13 protein-coding genes are annotated in these 18196 nt (G+C 64.0%); 7 read left to right on the forward strand and 6 right to left on the reverse strand.

The window, feature by feature from the left end:
* The first annotated feature begins 21 nt into the window (after positions 1-21).
* Both QPK27_RS10130 and QPK27_RS10135 read left to right on the forward strand, forming a co-directional pair.
* Complete coding sequence (locus QPK27_RS10130) at positions 22-465, forward strand: acyl-CoA thioesterase (RefSeq protein WP_290418096.1); 444 nt, start codon at positions 22-24, stop codon at positions 463-465.
* Between the two features lie 2 nt (positions 466-467).
* On the forward strand, positions 468-2042 hold the full coding sequence (locus QPK27_RS10135) for an alkaline phosphatase (RefSeq protein WP_290418097.1): 1575 nt from the start codon (positions 468-470) through the stop codon (positions 2040-2042).
* A gap of 34 nt (positions 2043-2076) precedes the next feature.
* Here the strand turns inward: QPK27_RS10135 and QPK27_RS10140 are convergent, their stop codons facing one another.
* From QPK27_RS10140 to QPK27_RS10155, 4 genes are all read right to left on the reverse strand, one after another.
* Entirely contained in the window at positions 2077-3759 is a 1683-nt protein-coding gene (locus QPK27_RS10140) for a long-chain-fatty-acid--CoA ligase (RefSeq protein WP_290418098.1), read from the reverse strand.
* Positions 3760-3842: 83 nt separating this feature from the next.
* Positions 3843-5534, reverse strand: coding sequence for a long-chain-fatty-acid--CoA ligase (locus tag QPK27_RS10145; protein WP_290418099.1), 1692 nt, complete (start codon positions 5532-5534; stop codon positions 3843-3845).
* Between the two features lie 204 nt (positions 5535-5738).
* Positions 5739-6815, reverse strand: a complete 1077-nt coding sequence (locus tag QPK27_RS10150; protein ID WP_290418100.1) for an aminopeptidase — start codon at positions 6813-6815, stop codon at positions 5739-5741.
* Positions 6816-6840: 25 nt separating this feature from the next.
* Positions 6841-8943: a molybdopterin-dependent oxidoreductase gene (locus QPK27_RS10155; RefSeq protein ID WP_290418101.1), complete on the reverse strand. Its 2103-nt coding sequence runs from the start codon at positions 8941-8943 to the stop codon at positions 6841-6843.
* A gap of 179 nt (positions 8944-9122) precedes the next feature.
* Here QPK27_RS10155 and QPK27_RS10160 point away from each other — a divergent pair, with 179 nt between their 5' ends.
* Positions 9123-10316, forward strand: coding sequence for a M20 aminoacylase family protein (locus QPK27_RS10160; protein ID WP_290418102.1), 1194 nt, complete (start codon positions 9123-9125; stop codon positions 10314-10316).
* 54 nt (positions 10317-10370) lie between these two features.
* Here QPK27_RS10160 and QPK27_RS10165 read toward each other — a convergent pair whose 3' ends face one another.
* On the reverse strand, positions 10371-11072 hold the full coding sequence (locus QPK27_RS10165; RefSeq protein WP_290418103.1) for a suppressor of fused domain protein: 702 nt from the start codon (positions 11070-11072) through the stop codon (positions 10371-10373).
* 160 nt (positions 11073-11232) lie between these two features.
* Here QPK27_RS10165 and QPK27_RS10170 point away from each other — a divergent pair, with 160 nt between their 5' ends.
* Both QPK27_RS10170 and QPK27_RS10175 read left to right on the forward strand, forming a co-directional pair.
* Entirely contained in the window at positions 11233-11796 is a 564-nt protein-coding gene (locus QPK27_RS10170; RefSeq protein ID WP_290418104.1) for an acyloxyacyl hydrolase, read from the forward strand.
* Between the two features lie 163 nt (positions 11797-11959).
* On the forward strand, positions 11960-13402 hold the full coding sequence (locus QPK27_RS10175; RefSeq protein ID WP_290418105.1) for a DHA2 family efflux MFS transporter permease subunit: 1443 nt from the start codon (positions 11960-11962) through the stop codon (positions 13400-13402).
* 17 nt (positions 13403-13419) lie between these two features.
* On the opposite strand, the gene QPK27_RS10180 is transcribed toward QPK27_RS10175, so the two are convergent.
* A complete protein-coding gene (locus QPK27_RS10180; protein ID WP_308633441.1) occupies positions 13420-15255 on the reverse strand; it encodes a serine hydrolase domain-containing protein in 1836 nt (611 codons plus the stop codon).
* Positions 15256-15540: 285 nt separating this feature from the next.
* On the opposite strand from QPK27_RS10180, the gene QPK27_RS10185 reads away from it, so the two are divergent.
* Positions 15541-16500: a DUF2157 domain-containing protein gene (locus QPK27_RS10185; RefSeq protein ID WP_290418106.1), complete on the forward strand. Its 960-nt coding sequence runs from the start codon at positions 15541-15543 to the stop codon at positions 16498-16500.
* Positions 16501-16503: 3 nt separating this feature from the next.
* Positions 16504-18096, forward strand: a complete 1593-nt coding sequence (locus QPK27_RS10190; protein WP_290418107.1) for a GDYXXLXY domain-containing protein — start codon at positions 16504-16506, stop codon at positions 18094-18096.
* Positions 18097-18196 lie beyond the last annotated feature (100 nt).

Genomic DNA, 18196 nt, shown 5'->3' on the forward strand with positions numbered 1-18196 from the left:
AGCTTTTACCGAGATTTCACGATGACCATGCCAGAAAACGAAGCAACCTCCCCGTCCACCGTCCGCCTCCCGGCAGGCAAGATGCCCGAGCTGCGCGTCATGCCGGCGCCATCCGACGCCAACGTCTACGGCGACGTGTTCGGCGGCTGGATCATGGCCCAGGTCGACCTGGCCGGCTCGCTGCCGGCCACCCGCCGCGCGAATGGCCGCGTGGCGACCATCGCCGTCAACTCCTTCCTGTTCAAAAACCCGGTGTTCGTCGGCGACCTGTTGTCGTTCTACGCCGACATCACCAAGGTCGGCAACACCTCGATCACCGTGTTCGTCGAGGTCTACGCCGAGCGCAACCGCCTGGCCGCCGACGTGGTCAAGGTGACCGAAGCGACCCTGACCTACGTCGCCACCGGCCCGGACCGCAAGCCGCGCCAGCTGCCGCCGCTCGAATCGCTGGTCGCGCACCGTTAAGCATGAGTGACGCGTCGCGCCGGCTGTTCCTGCTGCAGGGCGCGCGTCTGTCGGCCGCGCTGGCCGGCGCTTCGCTCACACATCACGCCGTCGCCGGCTCTACGTATCCGTTCAGTCTGGGCGTGGCATCCGGCTCTCCCCTGCCCGATTCGGTGATCCTGTGGACGCGCATTTTGGCCGATCCGCTCGACGCCGCGCCACCGTCGGCACTGGCCTTGTCGGTGCGCTGGGAAGTGGCCGAGGACGAAGCCTTCCGCCGCATCGCCGCCAAAGGCACGGCCAGCGCCGTGCCCGCGCTGGCGCACAGCGTGCACGTCGACGTCAAGGGATTGCAGCCGGATCGCTGGTACTGGTACCGCTTCATGCTGGGCGATGCGGTCAGTCCCGTCGGCCGCACGCGCACCGCGCCGCAAGCCGACGCGCAGCCGCAGCGCCTGCGCATGGCGGTGGCCTCGTGCCAGCACTGGGAGTTCGGCAGCTATGGCGCGCACCGCCACATCGCCGCCAGCGCACCCGACCTGGTCGCCTTTTTGGGCGACTACATCTACGAATGGGGACCGTACCAGCTGCGCCATCCGGCGCGCGCCGTGCGCAGCCACGAATCGTTCACGCTGGACGAGTACCGGCGCCGCTACGCGCAGTACAAGAGCGATCCCGACCTGCAGGCCGCGCACCATGCGGCGCCGTGGATCGTGACCTGGGACGACCATGAGGTGGCCAACGATTACGCGAATCTGCGCGACGAGCGCCTGGCCGGCGACTTCGCGGCGCGCCGTGCAGCGGCGTACCAGGCCTTCTACGAACACATGCCGCTGCGGCTGCCGAACGTCCGGCGCGACGGCTTCGCGGCGATGCGGCTGCATCAGCGCTACGACTGGGGGCGGCTGGCGCGCATCCACGTGCTGGACGACCGCCAGTACCGCGCGGTGCAGGCTTGCAGCAAGCAGGGGCGCGGCGGCTCGAACGCGTTCTATGCGCGCGACTGCAAGGCGCTGCGCGACCCTGGCCGCAGCATGCTGGGCCGCGAACAGGAAACGTGGCTCGATGCCGGCCTGAAGTCGTCGCGCGTGCAGTGGAACATCCTGGCCCAGCAGACCTTGATGGCGCAGTCGAGCAGCACGAAGGTCGTCAAGGAAGGCGACAACCGCGTGTGGAGCGATGGCTGGGACGGCTATCCGCTGGCGCGCAGGAAGCTGCTCGAATCCTTGCAAGCCTCGCAGGCGCGCAATCCGCTGGTGCTGGGCGGCGACGTGCACACCTTCTATGCGTGCGAGCTGCGGCCCGATTTCGCGCGGCCGGTATCGAAGCGCAATCCGGTGGTGGCGAGCGAATTTTGCGGCACCTCGATTACGTCGAGCTCACGCCCGCAGGAACGCACGCTGGCGCACGTCGCCAACAATCCGCACATGCTGTACGGCCGCAGCGACAAGCGCGGCTACATGCTGCTGGAGGTGACGCCGCAGAAAACGGTGACACAGTTCCTGGGCCTGGACGACGTGCGCGACCCACGTTCGAAGATCGCGACGCTGGCTGCGTTCAACGTCACGAACGGCAAGGCCGGACCGCAACGCATGTAAAAAGGCCGCCTGTCAGGCGGCCCTTCGTGCTGCGTCAAGCAGGCTTTTTCTCGTCGCGCAGCTCACGCCGCAGGATCTTGCCCACGTTCGTCTTCGGCAGCGTCTCGCGGAACTCCACGAACTTCGGCCGCTTGTAGCCGGTGAGCTGCTCCTTGCAGAACGCCTTGACCTGGTCCGCCGTCAGCGCCGCATCCTTCTTGACGATGTACAGCTTCACCGCCTCGCCCGAGTTCTGGTCCGGCACGCCCACGCATGCCACTTCCAGCACGCCCGGCAAGGCCGCGACCACGTTCTCGACCTCGTTCGGGTACACGTTGAAGCCCGACACCAGGATCATGTCCTTCTTGCGGTCGACGATTTTCGTGTAGCCGCGTTGGTCCATGATGCCGATGTCGCCGGTCTTGAAGAAGCCGTCCGGCGTCATGACCTTGGCGGTCTCGTCGTCGCGCTGCCAGTAGCCGGCCATCACCTGCGGCCCGCGTACGGCGATCTCGCCGGCGGTGCCGAACGGGACGCCGTTGCCGGCTTCGTCCAGGATGCGGATCTCGGTCGACGGCAGCGGCAAGCCGATGGTGCCGGTGAATTCGGTGATGTCGCAGCGGTTGGCGGTGACCACCGGCGAGGTCTCGGACAGGCCATAGCCTTCGACGATCGGGATGCCGGTGGTGGCCAGCCACTTGTCGGCCACCGCCTTCTGCACCGCCATGCCGCCGCCCGGGCACACCATCAGGCCCGAGAAATCGAGCCTGGCGAAATCGGCGTTGTTGAGCAGGCCGTTGTAGAGCGTGTTCACGGCCGGGAAGATGTTAATGCGGTAGTTGCCCAGTTCCTTGACGAAGCCGGGGATGTCGCGCGGGTTCGGGATCAGCAGGTTCATGCCGCCCACGCGCAGTCCCAGCAGCGCACATACGGTCAGCGCATAGATGTGGTACAGCGGCAGCGCGCAGGCGAACTGCGGCTGTTCGCCGGCCTTCATGCGGCTGAGCGTGGGGCCGAACCAGGCCTCGTTCTGCAGCACGTTGGCGATCACATGGCGGTGCAGCAGCACCGCGCCCTTCGAGACGCCGGTGGTGCCGCCGGTGTACTGCAGGAAGGCGATGTCGTCATGGCCGATCGACACCGGCTTGAGCGTCTCGCGCGCGCCTTCGGACAGCACGGCGTTGAAGCCGATCGAACCGGGCAGCGACCACGCCGGCACCAGCTTCTTGATCTTGCGCACCACCAGGTTGACCAGCGTGCCTTTCACGGCGCCGAGCAGGTCGCCCATGGCCGCAACGACGATGTGCTTGACCTGGGTGTGGCCCACCACCTGCTCCAGCGTGTGCGCGAAGTTCTCCAGCACCACGATCGCCTCGGCGCCCGAGTCGACCAATTGATGCTGCAGTTCGCGCGGCGTGTACAGCGGGTTGACGTTGACGATCACGTAGCCGGCGCGCAGCACGGCGGCCAGCGCCACCGGATACTGCAGCACGTTGGGCAGCATGATCGCCACGCGCGCCCCGGGCTTCAGGCCGCGGCTTTGCAGCCAGGCCGCCATCTTCTGCGACATCGCATCGAGCTCGGCGAAGGTGATGGACTTGCCCATGCAGGCGTAGGCCTTGCGGTCGGCGTACTTGCGGAACGCCTCTTCCAGCAGATGCGTCAGCGAGCGGTACTGGGTCGGGTCGATGTCGGCCGCAACGCCATTCTCGTACGACGTGAGCCAAAATTTGTCCATCTGTTCCATTGTCTTCCTTGTTGGTCCAATAAAACGCGAAAGCCGCCCGGCGGGCGGCTTTCGCCGTCGAAGCCACCGTGTTCCTATGCCGCCTGCGATGCCGCCTGCTTTTCGTCGCGCAGCGCGCGCCGCAGGATCTTGCCGACATTGGTCTTCGGCAGCTCGTCGCGGAATTCGATGTACTTCGGTTTCTTGTAGCCGGTGAACTGCTCCTTGCAGTAGCCCATCAGCTGTTCGGCGGTGAGGCTCGGGTCCTTCTTGACCACGAACACCTTGACCGCTTCGCCTGAGTGCTCGTCGGGCACGCCCACCACGGCGCATTCGAGCACGCCCGGGTGGCCGGCGATCACGCCTTCGAGTTCGTTCGGGTACACGTTAAAGCCCGACACCAGGATCATGTCCTTCTTGCGGTCGACGATCTTCACGTAGCCTTGCGCGTCCATCACGCCGACGTCGCCCGAGCGGAAGTAACCGTCGGCGGTCATCACCCTGGCCGTTTCGTCGGGACGGTTCCAGTAGCCGGCCATCACCTGCGGGCCGCGGATCGCGATCTCGCCGACCTGGCCCAGGCCAAGCTGGCGGCCTTCGTCGTCGACGATGGCGATCTCGGTCGAGGGCAGCGGCAGGCCGATGCTGCCGGTGAAGTCCTGCACGTCGCAGCGGTTGCAGGTGGCCACCGGCGAAGTCTCGGACAGGCCGTAGCCCTCGATGATCGCCGTCCCCGTGACTTGCCGCCACTTGTCGGCCACCGGCTTTTGCACCGCCATGCCGCCGCCGTTGCACACGCGCAGGCTGGAAAAATCGAGGTGGGCGAAATCGGGGTTGTTGACCAGCGCGTTGTACAGCGTGTTCACCGCCGGCAGCATGTTGACGCGGTACTTGGCCAGTTCCTTGACGAAGCCCGGGATGTCGCGCGGATTGACGATCAGGACGTTCAGCGCGCCGATGCGCATGCCGAAGATGGCGCAGGCCGTGAGCGCGAAGATGTGGTACAGCGGCAGCGCGCAGACGATGGTGGTCTGTTCGCCGCCGGCCCCGCCCAGCGCCGGCTTGGACCACTCCTCGGTCTGCAGCGCATTGGCGATCACGTTGCGGTGGGTGAGCGTGGCGCCTTTCGAGACGCCCGTGGTGCCGCCGGTGTACTGCAGGAAGGCGACGTCGCCGGCGGTGATCTCGACCGGCTTGAACGGCATGCGCGCGCCCTGCGCCAGCGCATCCTTGAAGGTGACCATGTTCTGCAGCGAGAACTCGGGCACCATCTTCTTGACGTTGCGGACCACGAAGTTGACCACCATGCCCTTCACGGCGCCCAGCATCTCGCCCATGCTGGCCACCACCACGTGGCGCAGCGGGGTCTTGCCCATCACCTGCTGCACGGTATGGGCAAAATTTTCCAGCACGACGATGGCTTCGGCGCCCGAGTCCTTGAGCTGGTGTTCCAGTTCGCGCGCGGTGTACAGCGGGTTGACGTTGACCACGGTGTAGCCGGCGCGCAGCACGGCGGCCAGCGCCACCGGGTACTGCAGCACGTTCGGCATCATGAGCGCCACGCGCGCGCCGGGCGCCATGCCGCGGCTTTGCAGCCAGGCCGCCAGGCGCTTCGAACAGGTGTCCAGTTCGCCGTAGGTGAGGAACTTGTCCATGCACACATAGGCATTGCGATCCGCAAACTTGCTGAAGGATTCTTCCAGCAGATGCACCAGGGAGCGGTATTGATCCGGATTGATCTCCGCAGGCACGCCTGGGGGATACGACTGCAGCCAAGTTTTGTCCATCGGTCGCCTCTGTCTCGAATTCGCTTGTCGCTGACGCGCTGCTGCCGGCGTCACCCTTATCGTCGCGCGGATCGCTGCACGATCGGTGCAGATCGTGCAACTTGGCCGCGCGCGCGGAGATGATTTCTCCGCTATCGCTGGGTGTGATGCTATCGGGCAGCGCTGTTGCATGCAAGCGCTTTCGCGGCGATTGGAACGCGGCCTCTACGGGGCGGCGCCGATGCTGCGCTGCACCACAAGCGTGCCCGGCAGGGTGACCGCGCCCAGGCGCTTGAGCGCATCGTGACGGGCCTCTTTGTCCAGTTTGGCAAGGCGACTCACCGCTTTGTAGAAACCGTCCCAGCTCTTTTCGCGGCGCAACAAATTGCGGAAAGCGGGCACGAAATCGTTATAGGTGGCGATCGAGGCCAGGTGGGCGTTGGAGAGCGGCTCGGCGAAGAAGCGGTCGTAACCGGCATAGCCGCCCCAGTTCGCCTTCAGTAGCTGGTAGTCGTCCTTGAGGGCGAGGAACAGGCGCGCCTTGCTCGCGCGCTTCTCTTCATCCGGCCTCATGCTCTTGTAAGTACGCTCCAGTTCGCCGCGATAGCGCACCAGCAGCGCCAGGAAGTCGGCCTTGCGCGTCTTGTAGCGCTCATAGGCATCGCTCATGGCCGGATTGCCGAAGCGTTCCAGCCAGGCTTCGACGCCGGCCTGCTCCACCGCGCTGGCGAACGATTCGTTGAACTGCGAGTCGCCGGCCACGTACACCACCTGGTGCGCCAGTTCGTGGAAGATCAGGCGCGCCAGCTCGGCGTCGGGATAGTTGATGAAGGTCGACACCAGCGGGTCGCTGAACCAGCCGAGCGTCGAATAGGCACTCACGCCGCCGACTTCGACGTCGTGGCCCTGGGCGCGCAACTGCCGGGCATAGGCCTGGGCCGCGTCCTTGCTGTAGTAGCCGCGGTAGTTCACGCAGCCGGCCACCGGGAAGCACCACTGCATGGGTTTCAGCGACAGCTCGGGCGTGGCGACCACGTTCCACAGCACGTAGGGGCGCTTCAGGTTGGTGTAGTTGGTGTAGCTGCCATTGTTCGGCAGCTTCATTTCCTGGATCGCGTAGCGCCGGATCTGGCGCGCCGCCTCGAGGCGGTGGCGCAGCTTGACGTTGGTATTGGCATCGGCGATCCAGTCGTCGATCGGGCGCGCATCGGCCAGCAATTCGAGCTGGCCTTGTGCGGCTTGGGTGTAGTAGGACAGGGATGAGCAGCTTGACAACATCAGGGCCGCAGCTGCGGCGGCCATGACTGGCCGGAAGGCTTGGGAAAATCTAGAGGGTTTCATCTCGCGTCAAGGGTGCGGCTCTTTCGACCTGCACCAGGGTGTCGTAGAAAGTGGGCGCCCGGCCCATGTCGGTCAAACGCTGGCTGGTGACTTCATTGGCGTTCTTGCCGTCGCTGGCGAGCTTCTTCCACCAGATCGACAAGCCCACCACCAATCCAGCACGCGCCTTGTCGGTCACGCGTGCGCGGGCGAGGAACGAACCGCGGTCGTTATAAATGCGCGCCATGTCGCCGTGATGAATGCCGCGCGCGGCCGCATCGTCAGGGTGGATGTCGAGGTGCGGTTCGCCCTCAGTTGCACGCAAGCTCTGTACATTGACAAACGTTGAGTTGAGGAAGTTCCGTGCCGGCGGAGAAATCATCGCCAGCGGGTATTTCTTTGCCAATTCGGGATTCGAGGCCACCGATTCGTACGGCGCGATATAGGCCGGCACCGGGTCCAGGCCGTCGGCCAGCATCTGCTCGGAATAGAATTCGCACTTGCCGGATGGGGTGGTGAAGCCGCCTTCGGCGAACGGCGCCGCCGGCATGTTCAGCTTTTTCCAGCCGCTGCGCTTGAGCGAGTCCCAGTCGAAGTGGATGGCGCGCGTGTCCCTGGCGTTGAAGGCCTGGGCCGCGATCTCGTCGTCGCTCTCCTGGAAGCAGGGATCGGTGTAGCCCATGCGCGCCGCCAGCAGGCGGAAGAATTCGGTGTTCGGCTTCGATTCGCCGACCGGAGCAATGGCGGCGTTATTCGCCATCATGTACAGGTGGCCGTAGGCCAGGTGCGCATCGACGTGCTCGAGCTGGGTGGTGGCCGGCAGCAGGATGTCGGCATAGTCGGCGCTGTCGGTGTGGAAGTGTTCCAGCACCACAGTGAACAGGTCTTCGCGCTCGAAGCCCTGCTGCACCTTGGCGGAATCGGGCGCGATCGCCAGCGGGTTGGCGTTGTACACGATCACGGCCTCGATCTTCGGGCCGAAGTTGGGCGAGGCGTCCTTCAGCAGGTCGTCGCCGATGGTGGTCATGTTGATGGTGCGCGGAGTGCGGTCGGCCAGCAGGTCCGGGCGCTGCAGCGCCGGGCGGTTGGTCGGGAACGATGCCGAGGTCGACAGCTGGACGCCGCCGGCGGGAAAGCGCCAGGCGCCCACCAGCGCCGGCAGACACGTGATGTTGCGCACGCCCATGCCGCCGCCGCGCACGCGCTGCATGCCGTAGTTGACGCGGATCGCGGCCGCCTCGCCATTCCTGGCGGTCTGGCCGTACAGGCGCGCCAGGTTGACCACTTCGTCGGCCGTGATGCCGCAGATTTCTGCAGTCTTTTCCGGCGTCCACTCGAGGGCGCGCGCCTTGAGCGGCTCGAAGCCGAGCGTGTACTTGTCGATGTAGTCGTGGTCGAGCAGGTCTTCGGTGATCAACACGTGCATCATGCCCAGCGCCAGCGCGGCGTCGGTACCCGGCAGCAGCGCGATGTGCTGGTGGCATTTCTCGGCCGTCAGCGAGCGGTAGGGGTCGATCGCGATCAGGGTGGCGCCGCGGCGCTTGGCCTCTTGCGCGCGCATCCAGAAATGCAGGTTGGAAGCGATCGGATTACCGCCCCAGATCAGGATCAGCTTGGCGTCCTGGAACTCTTCCAGGTCGGTGCCGATCGAACTACCGACGGTGTAGCGATAGCCGGTGGCGCCGGCGGTGGCGCAGATGGTGCGGTCCAGCAGGGAGGCGCCGAGTTTATTGAAGAAGCGCAGCGACATCGACTCGCCCTGCACCAGGCCCATGGTGCCGCAATAGCTGTACGGCAGGATCGCCTCGGGATCGCGCGCGGCGATGCTGCCCAGGCGCGAGGCGATCTCGTCCAGCGCTTGGTCCCAGCTGATGCGTTCGAATTTTCCCTCGCCCTTGCGGCCGACGCGGCGCATCGGGTACAGCACGCGGTCCGGGTGGTAAGTGCGGTCGATGTAGCGCGAAACCTTGGTGCACAGCACGCCCGCCGTGGTCGGATGCTCCGGATCGCCCTTCACTTCCGTGGCGACGCCGTTGTCGACTTTGACGAGCAGCGCGCAGGTATCGGGGCAATCATGGGGACAGGTCGCACGGACGAGAGTAGTGGTCATGTTCTTATGGCTAGTGCTGCGGAAAAGCTGAGGGAAAAACTGCGGGAATCCAATACTTTATACGATTCCTGCGGGGTCCGTACCCTCCTCTGTCAAGACTGTTAGAGGCAGGCTACAATAATTAAAAACATGCCATGCAACGGTGGCAATACTAGCCCAGTAACCTCGGGGAGAAGACGATGAAACTAGTGGAACCTATCCTGACGTCACAAGCCGAAATACAGACCATCCGGCGCGACCTGCACGCCCATCCTGAGCTGTGCTACGAAGAACACCGCACCGCCGAGATCGTGGCCGAGCGCCTCACGGCATGGGGCATCCCCGTGGTGCGCGGCCTGGGCGTGACTGGCGTGGTGGGCATCATCAAGAACGGCAATTCGTCCCGCGCGATCGGCCTGCGCGCCGACATGGATGCGCTGCCGATGCAGGAACTGAACGGCTTCGCGCACGCCTCCACCCACGCCGGCAAGATGCACGCTTGCGGCCATGACGGCCACACGGCGATGCTGCTCGGCGCCGCCCATTACCTGTCGCAACATCGCAACTTCGACGGCACCGTTTACCTGATCTTCCAGCCGGCCGAGGAAGGCGGCGGCGGCGCGAAGCGCATGATCGAGGACGGCCTGTTCGAGCGCTTCCCGATGGACGCGGTGTACGGCATGCACAACTGGCCCGGCATTGCCGAGGGCAATTTCGGCGTGGTGGCCGGGCCGATGATGGCGTCCAGTAACGAGTTCCGCGTGACGGTGCACGGCAAGGGCGCGCATGCGGCCCAGCCGCACCGCGGCATCGACCCGGTGATGGTGGCGGTGCAGATCGCGCAAGCGTGGCAGACCATCATTTCGCGCGAAAAGAATCCGCTCGAGACGGCCGTGCTGTCGATCACCCAGATCCACGCCGGCAGCGCCACCAACATCATTCCCGACGATGCGGAGCTGGTCGGCACCGTGCGCACTTTCTCGACCGGCGTGCTGGACCTGATCGAACGGCGCATGCGCGAGATGGCCGAGGGCATCGCGGCCGGCTTCGGCGCGACGGTCGAGTTCGGCTTCAAGCGCAACTATCCGCCGCTGGTGAATCATCCGGAGCAGACCGCGTTCGCGATCGAGGCGATGCGCGCGGTGGTGGGGGCGGCGCGGGTCGATACCGATGTCGAGCCGACCATGGGCGCCGAGGATTTCGCCTTCATGCTGCAGGCCAAGCCGGGCTGCTATGTGTTTATCGGCAATGGCGAAGGCGAGCATCGCGCCGGTGGGCATGGGCTGGGGCCGTGCCAGCTGCACAATGCCAGCTATGATTTCAATGACAATCTGTTGCCGATCGGGGCCAGCTATTGGGTGCGCCTGGTGGAGATGAGCCTGCCTGTGGCCTGATGTTGTTGCTTGGATTGGCAGCCGGGCCAATGCGCCCGGCTGCCGTGCTTCGACTCAGAACAGGCCGAGGAATTTCTTCTTGACCGTATTCTTGCGCGCCGGGTCGGCCACGTCGGTCACGTCCTTCTCATTGAAGCAATCGAGCAGCTCGGCAAAACCGCGCCGGCGCGCCAGGTCCAGCTCTTGCTGGAACAGCGGCACCACGCAGTGGAAATAAATGTCCTTGCCGTCGACCGTCAGCGAGTGGAACGGTTCCGGCGCCGACACCGGCGGCAGCACGATGGCGCCGCTGAAACCCACGCTGGCGGTGTACGGCTTGGCCGGATGGCCGTTCGGCACCGAGTGGCCCAGGCCGAGCCAGGTCGACTGCTTGTGCGGATAGTGCGCCAGGTGGCGCAGCAGGGCCACCGGCCAGTACCAGCGCTCGTCCTGCACCGAGGTCTCGTCCAGCTTCCAACCGGCCGGCAAGCTCATCATCAGTTCGGCGTATGGCGGCGCGCCTTCGGGGGTCGTCATCGCCTTCTGGCTCATGCCCGAAGTCACCAGGCGCACGAAGGGGTAACTGTCGCTCGGCGCGATCACGTGGATGTCGACCTGGATCTCGTCCTGCGCGGTTTCGTGGAACACCAGCGCCGGCTTGCCCAGGTGGGCGGCGATGTGCTCGGCGACCGGGTCGTGCGGCAAGACGGCAGGTTCCGCCTGGCGCTGCATGGGGGCGGTAAGCGGGTACAGCGGGGTGATGGTTGGTTCGGCCATTGTTGTTGATTGTTCGGTGAGATTCGGTTGCGGCGGGCGACTATGATACCTGTGTCGCACAGTTGGGGGGGCGCCAGCGAAGCTTTGTTCACACTTGTACAATGGCGCATTGCACAAGATGTTTTGACAAGACTGCTGCAACCTCACCCCAAGGTCAACCATGATTACTACGAAAAAAATGAGCGCGCTGGCCGCGCTGTGCGCCGCCCTGTGCGCGCCATCGGCGTTCGCCCAATCCAACTTCGCCAACGGCTACATCGACTCGTTCTCGGTCGAAGTCGGCTCGGGCCCGCAACAGCGCATGGGCCGTATCGCCTTCCAGTCCGACTGGGACAAGCAGTGGTTCGCCGGCAATGGCCGCCACCTGTCGGGCTACTGGGAAGGCAACCTGGCCCTGTGGCGACTGAATTCGTACGAGAACGTGCGCGGCCGTAACAAGAACATCGGCGTGATCGGCTTCACCCCGGTGTTCCGCTACCAGAACGACAACAAGCTCGGCTGGTACGGCGAGATCGGCATCGGCGTCAACCTGTTCTCGACCCTGTACAAGAACGAAGACAAGGAACTGTCGACCGCGTTCCAGTTCGGCGACCACCTGGGCATCGGCTACACCACCGCCAAGTGGGACTTCGGCCTGAAGTACCAGCACTACTCGAACGCCAGCATCAAGAGCCCGAACGCGGGCGCCAACTGGCTGATCGCCAAGGCGGCTTACCGCTTCTAAGCGCGGGTTTCAAGCTCGCTGTCGACGTCGCCTCCGGAGCGGCGTTCGATGAGATGTCCGCGCGAGCCGCGCCTGCGCGGGTTCGCTGGCGCGGGCATCTTATAATTTATGACACAATCGGGTCTCGCGCCGCCTTGCGGCGCGCTGTTTTGAAGAGGCCCGATTGACCCCGTCCCCCACGCTCAAGCGCTACCTTCCCTGGCTCGTCGCCACTGCCCTGTTCATGGAGCAGCTGGACGCGACCATCGTCAATACCGCCATCCCCAGCATCGCAGCCAGCCTCGGCGTTACCCCGCTGAGCCTGAAATCGGTGGTCACCAGCTACATCCTCGGCCTGGCGGTCGGGATCCCGGTCAGCGGCTGGATGGCCGACCGCTACGGCACCAAGCGCGTGTTCTTCATCGCGATCGCGATCTTCACCCTGTCCTCAGTGCTGTGCGGGCTGTCGCTGAATGCCCAGATGATGACGGCGGCGCGCCTGCTGCAGGGCCTGGGCGGGGCGATGATGATGCCGGTCGGACGGCTGGCGATCGTGCGCACCTTCCCCAAGAACGAGTTGCTGGGGGCAATGAATTTCGTGATCATCCCGGCCCTGATCGGTCCGCTGCTGGGACCGACCATCGGCGGCCTGATCGTGCACTGGGCCTCGTGGCGCGTGATCTTCTTCGTCAATATCCCGTTCGGATTGGCCGCGATGTACTTTGTCTGGCGCCATATGCCGGACTACCGCTCAGACGAGCGCCGTCCGCTCGACGTGCTGGGACTGATCCTGTTCAGCAGCGGCACCGCCCTGCTGTCCTGGGTGCTGGAAGTGTTCGGCGAGCACACGCTGGACGGCATGACCGCCGGCCTCCTGTTGCTGCTCTCGATCGGCCTGCTGGCGACCTATGCCTGGCATGCATGCCGCACCAAGTTTCCGCTGCTGCGCCTGACGCTGCTCAAGGTGCGCACCTTCCGCATCTCGGTGCTGGGCGGTTTTGTTACCCGCCTGGGTGTCGGCGGCCTGCCTTTCCTGCTGCCCTTGCTGTATCAGCTGGGCATGGGTTTGCCGGCATGGCAGTCGGGTCTGTTGATGATGCCGTCGGCGCTGGGCGCGATGGGCATGAAATTTTTCGCGCCCAAGCTGCTGAACCGCTTCGGTTATCGCCAGGTGCTGGTGATGAACACGATCTGCATCGGCATCACGATCGCGCTGTTCACCCTGGTGAGCGCGAGCACGCCGCTGCCGCTGGTGGTGGCGATCAGCCTGATGCAGGGGCTGTTCAACTCGCTGCAATTCTCGAGCATGAATACGCTGGCCTATGCCGACATCGAAGGACCCGATTCCAGCATGGCCAGCACGATCTCGAGTTCGTTCCAGCAATTGTCGATGAGCTTCGGCCTGGCGGCCGGTTCGATCGTCACCGCCTGGTTCCTGGGCGGCGTGTCGCAGACCAACCAGGGCCAGGTGACGCAGGCGCTGCATCACGGCTTTGCGGTACTGGCCGGGCTGACGGTGCTGTCGTCGCTGATTTTCTGGCGCCTGCGCCGCAACGATGGCGACAGCATCAGCCGCGGGCAGATCAAGGCGCAGCAGGCGGCTGAGCCGGTGACGACGTCGCCCTAGCATGGCTCACTCCGGGCTCAATGCCAGGCGACGTACGGGAGCACGTCCCACCAGGCCAGCACCAGCAGCAATTGCAGCGCCGACAGTAAGGCAAGCAGGTCGGCGTCGATCCGCCACGGCCGGGTTTGCCTGAACCACAGCAACGTTCCGGCCTGCATTGCGAACGGCATCAGGCAGGTCGCCACGGCCAGCAGGATATTGCCTGGCGTCGGGTCTCCCAGCTGCATGAACGATTGCGAGAACAGGAAAGGCAGCGCCGCAACCATCATCATCAATGGCGCAGCGGCAACCGCGAGCGGCGCTCTGCTGCGCGGTCCCTTCACCAGCAGGCGCAAAGTGCCCATCACTAGCACGTACGACAGGCCGGCCAGGCCCAGTAGCAGGCTGATCCACAACCCGACGAAGGCAGGCAGCGGCATCTGGCGATGACTGCGAACGCCATTGTTGAACATGCGGCTGCCGTCTTCCGACACGAACAGCACGTGCGAGGCGCGCATGCGGTCGGCGGCGCGCAACAGCGCGGGTCCCACCGGACTGAGCGTGATCGGGTCGGCCTGAAGCGTGCGCAGTAGCAAGCCGTTAGCGGCGGCGCCGACGTGCGTGGCATTGAAGACCACGTCGATCCAGGCCAGCGAGGCGACGCCGCTCGTGATCGGCACATAGATGCCGTGCCATGGCGCCAGGTCGGAAGCTGTCGCTACCGTCGGGACCGGAGTTGCCGGCGGCATGGCGAGCCGCGCGATCAGTATGCGGTTGAAGCGCTCGTAGTCGGCCGTCTCGCTATCGGTGTTGAACGCCACGAAGAAACCTGCACCAGACTGCGGATAGATGCACAGCATGCTGCGGAAACCCACGGTGCCGCCGGGATGGCAGGCGCCGACGACGCCGTTGCGGTCGCGCACTGCCAATGCCAGTCCGTGGCCGGCTTCGAGGCCGTGGTTGGCGGCTTCGGTGCCTTGTGGCGGCGCCAGCGCGGCCAGCAGTTTCGGATCGACGAAGACCTGACCATTAACCTTGCCATCGCCCAGCAGGAATTGCATGAAGCGGCCCATGTCGCCGGCCGTGGTCGCGAACTGCTCGACCGGGCGCATGAAGCTGGGCGTGACGGGATACGGCCGCTGACCGTCGAGGTGTCCCATGGCCAGTGCCGGATCGGCATTGCTTCCCTGCTGGGTGCGGTAGACGAAGGTACTGTCGCGCATGCCGAGCGGGGCTAGGACGAACTGGTCCATGTAGCGCTCGTAGGGCTGGCCGGTGACGGCCTCGATCACCATTGCCAGCAGGATGTAGCCGGTATTCGAATAGGCGTAGTTGCGGCCCGGACGCATGCGCACGCGCAACAGGCCATCGTGCGCCAGGATGTTGTCGGCGAGCGGCGCCATTGGACTGGCGCGCTGGCTGAAGAGTTGCGACAGGCGGAAGTTTTCGAGGCCGGCAGTGTGGTCCAGCAAATGGCGCACCGTCACCGGATGGCTAACGGTCCAGGGATTGTCGAACGCGAGCTGCGGCAACAGCTTGGCGACGTCGGCATCGAGCCGCAGCCTGCCTTTCGTGACCAGGTGCAGCACGCCGATGGCGACGACGACTTTGGTCACCGAACCGGTTTGCGTTCGCGTGGCATTCGTCATGCGCTCGCCGGTGGCGGCGTGTTTGATTCCCGCTGCGCCGGTTTCGATGCCGCGTTCCGGCGTGATGGTCGACCATACGGCGCCACTCAATCCCTGTTCTCCCAATGCTTTTGCGAACCGGTCGTCGATTGATGCGGTGGCTTCGGCATGGAGAGCGATAAGCAGTGGATACAGCAACAGCGCTGTGAGAAAGCGGGACTTGTACATCCTTGGAATCGACGTCATCGAGCGGCTCCTGATCAGGTTAACCGCATCGAGCTTATCGGCTGATGAATGGCTTGTCGCCTTGTCAGCGACGAATGGCAGCACCAACCGATGAGCTGTCGGCAGGCACGATAAACGCTGCAGGAATCGTGCTCTTACACGCGCCCTTTTTCCGCGAGCGCGTCTTGTCGCCGGTGTCGATATGCACCGTAAGTAATTATCGGGTTATGGGAGCGAAATCCAACGTTTCGCCGCGAATTCCAATGATGATGGAAGCGCCAAAACTGTCCGAAGGAGAATATTCCCATGATGAGTATGAATCTGGCCATCCTCGAACTCGCGAAGCGACAGCGCCTCGCACCGGGTGCGTATGCGGCGTTGGTACGTCTTGCGAGAGCTGCCGATTCGCCGCCGGTCACTGCTGCTATCCTGCGGCGCGGTGTTCAGGTATTGGCGATGCTGCTGCTGGGGCTGGGCGTCATCTTCTTCATTGCGGCGAACTGGCTGACGCAAAGTCCGCTTCCCATGTTTGCCGGACTCCAGACAGCATTGCTCGGCGCATGCGTGGGCGCCGCACGTTGGCCACGCCTGCGCGTCCCGCTGGCGTTACTGGGCTTCCTTGCGACCGGCGCCTTGATGGCATTCTTCGGCCAGTATTACCAGTCCGGCGCCGATCCGTGGCAGATGTTCGCGCTATGGGCCGGGCTGTTGATTCCGCTCGCATTCGCAAGCCGTTCCGACATCATCTGGAGCGCCTGGGCGATCATCGCCATGACGGCGATTTCGCTTTGGCTGAAGGGTTTTAGCGGGAATTTCGGCTTCAGGTCCGGAATACTGCATGCACAGATCGTCGCGACGCTGCTGGCATTCGGTTTATGTGCGCTGCTGTCGCGCCCACTGCAGCGCTTTACCGGCGCCGGCGATTGGGCCCTGAATCTGGCCATTTTGTTCACCGTGATCCTTGCCAGCACCTGCGGCTTGTGGGCGCTGTTCTCGCGTGATCCGAGTTTCTATCCGATGGTGCTGATTGCCTTATGCGGCGCAGTGGCTTATTTCGCACAGGCCAGGGCATTCGACATTCGCGTCCTGAGCATGTGCGCCCTGGGTATCGATGCGCTGGTCATTGGCGGCTCGATCAAGATGGTATCGAACAGCGATTCTTTCCTCGCCGTCATGTTCATTGTCGGTCTCACGATTTTGATCATGCTGCATGTGACGGTGAGCGCGATTGTCGGAATGCACTGTCGCCACGCGCCGAAGGAGTAGATCATGACGAACCGGATCGAGAAGATTATTGATGAAGCTGTCGCCCAGGGCATCGTGGAGGGGAGCCTGGTCGAGGCGGAGCGAAGCGAACACCCATGGCCGGTAGTGATCATGACTGCGGCCATGACGGTACTCGCTTCGATACCGATTACAGGAGTGCTGTATGTGCTTGTAGAAGATGGCATCGGCACGACCAGCGCCGTGATCCTGGGTCTGATCGTCGTGGGCTGTGCCGTCGGCATGCTGCGCATGGAGCCCTCGCTGTTCGTGGAATACCTGAGCGTCTCTCTCATTGGCGGCGGACTGTGCATGGTCATTATCAATCATCACGCTGCCGGCCCGATCGCGGCGACAGGTTTGCTTGCCCTCGCGCTTAGCGCCGTCGTCACGCAAACGTGGATTCGCGCCCTGCTGGCAGCGGTCTCGGTCCAGTTGCTGCTGTATGCCGCCACGGGGATGGAACGATTTGATTGGATGGAGTCGCTGGGTTGGTACGATGATGGTCGCTTGATGATCTGGTTGGGCTGTCATGTTGCGGTGCTGTTCTGGCTGGGGGCGAACCTGTTGATGCAGCAGGCTGCGCGCGCCGGGCAGTTTGCCAGGGCGGCCTGGCTTGAGTCGACAATGATTGGCTCGGCGATCGCGCTGTTTGGAGATCTGGCCTACCTGTCCGGCTCGACGTTCCTGGTCAGTGGCCTGCTGAACGATGCTTCGGTTGGGCACATATCCGTCGACTCGCTGCAGCCGTTGATTTCTGCCATCAGCGCAATTGTCGCATTGATCTGGCTGGCGTCGCGGCCCGAGGCGGCCGCATATCGGTTCTGGATACTGGCCGCTATGCCGGTTGCCGTGGTTGTAAGCTGGCTCGCCGTGTCGCTTGGCGCGACGCTTCTGCTGGGGGTGGCATGTTTCATCTCGCGCCGTACCAGGCTGGCCATGCTGGCAGGCGTGGCGGCGTTGTGGACGGTCGGCGCTTTGTATTACGCGATCGACTGGCCGTTACTGCACAAATCGATAGTGATGGCCGGCGCCGGTGCACTCCTGTTTGCAAGCACGGCGCTGATCAAGACTACTGAAATAGAAACGTCACGGGTCCTGCAGGAGAGCGAACAGGCAACACCGCGCTGGACCAGGTGGGGACTCATTACGCCGGCCGTTCTCGTGATGGTCATCATCAATCATGGAATCTGGCAAAAGGAGCAGGTCCTGCAGCAGGGTTCGACCGTGTTTGTCGAACTGGCGCCTGTCGATCCGCGCTCGCTCATGCAGGGAGACTATATGACGCTGTCATTCGCGCTCCCGCCCACGACCGGCAGCGACGCCACGGAAGCTGCATTCGTTGTTGCACAGCGCGCTGAAAACGGTGTCACCGTGCTGGACAGGTTCTATGACGGGAAAGGCGAACTTGGGCCAAACGAGTTGCTTATCGAAGTCAAACGGCAAGGAACCGATCATGTGCTGGTCACCGATGCCTGGTTCTTCAAGGAAGGCGAAGGAGCCCGATGGAGCGACGCGAAGTTTGGCGAATTCCGTGTCAATCGCGATGGCAAAGCCGTTTTGGTTGCCTTGCGCGGGCCGAGCCTGGAGAAGCTCTAGATTCGGACCGCCGGAATGCAAAAAAGCCCGCTCAAGATCTACTTGAGCGGGCTTTTTCTTTATAACTAGCCTGACGATAACCTACTTTCACACTGGTTGC

Origin of the sequence: Massilia sp. YIM B02443 (assembly GCF_030411955.1) — a bacterium.
GTDB lineage: Bacteria > Pseudomonadota > Gammaproteobacteria > Burkholderiales > Burkholderiaceae_D > Telluria.

Excerpts from the sequence above, each read along its gene's own strand:
- QPK27_RS10130 (WP_290418096.1), top strand. The coding sequence starts at position 22 with ATGACCATGCCAGAAAACGAAGCAACCTCCCCGTCCACCGTCCGCCTC.
- QPK27_RS10135 (WP_290418097.1), top strand. The coding sequence starts at position 468 with ATGAGTGACGCGTCGCGCCGGCTGTTCCTGCTGCAGGGCGCGCGTCTG.
- QPK27_RS10140 (WP_290418098.1), bottom strand. The coding sequence starts at position 3,759 with ATGGACAAATTTTGGCTCACGTCGTACGAGAATGGCGTTGCGGCCGAC.
- QPK27_RS10145 (WP_290418099.1), bottom strand. The coding sequence starts at position 5,534 with ATGGACAAAACTTGGCTGCAGTCGTATCCCCCAGGCGTGCCTGCGGAG.
- QPK27_RS10150 (WP_290418100.1), bottom strand. The coding sequence starts at position 6,815 with ATGGCCGCCGCAGCTGCGGCCCTGATGTTGTCAAGCTGCTCATCCCTG.
- QPK27_RS10155 (WP_290418101.1), bottom strand. The coding sequence starts at position 8,943 with ATGACCACTACTCTCGTCCGTGCGACCTGTCCCCATGATTGCCCCGAT.
- QPK27_RS10160 (WP_290418102.1), top strand. The coding sequence starts at position 9,123 with ATGAAACTAGTGGAACCTATCCTGACGTCACAAGCCGAAATACAGACC.
- QPK27_RS10165 (WP_290418103.1), bottom strand. The coding sequence starts at position 11,072 with ATGGCCGAACCAACCATCACCCCGCTGTACCCGCTTACCGCCCCCATG.
- QPK27_RS10170 (WP_290418104.1), top strand. The coding sequence starts at position 11,233 with ATGATTACTACGAAAAAAATGAGCGCGCTGGCCGCGCTGTGCGCCGCC.
- QPK27_RS10180 (WP_308633441.1), bottom strand. The coding sequence starts at position 15,255 with ATGACGTCGATTCCAAGGATGTACAAGTCCCGCTTTCTCACAGCGCTG.
- QPK27_RS10185 (WP_290418106.1), top strand. The coding sequence starts at position 15,541 with ATGATGAGTATGAATCTGGCCATCCTCGAACTCGCGAAGCGACAGCGC.
- QPK27_RS10190 (WP_290418107.1), top strand. The coding sequence starts at position 16,504 with ATGACGAACCGGATCGAGAAGATTATTGATGAAGCTGTCGCCCAGGGC.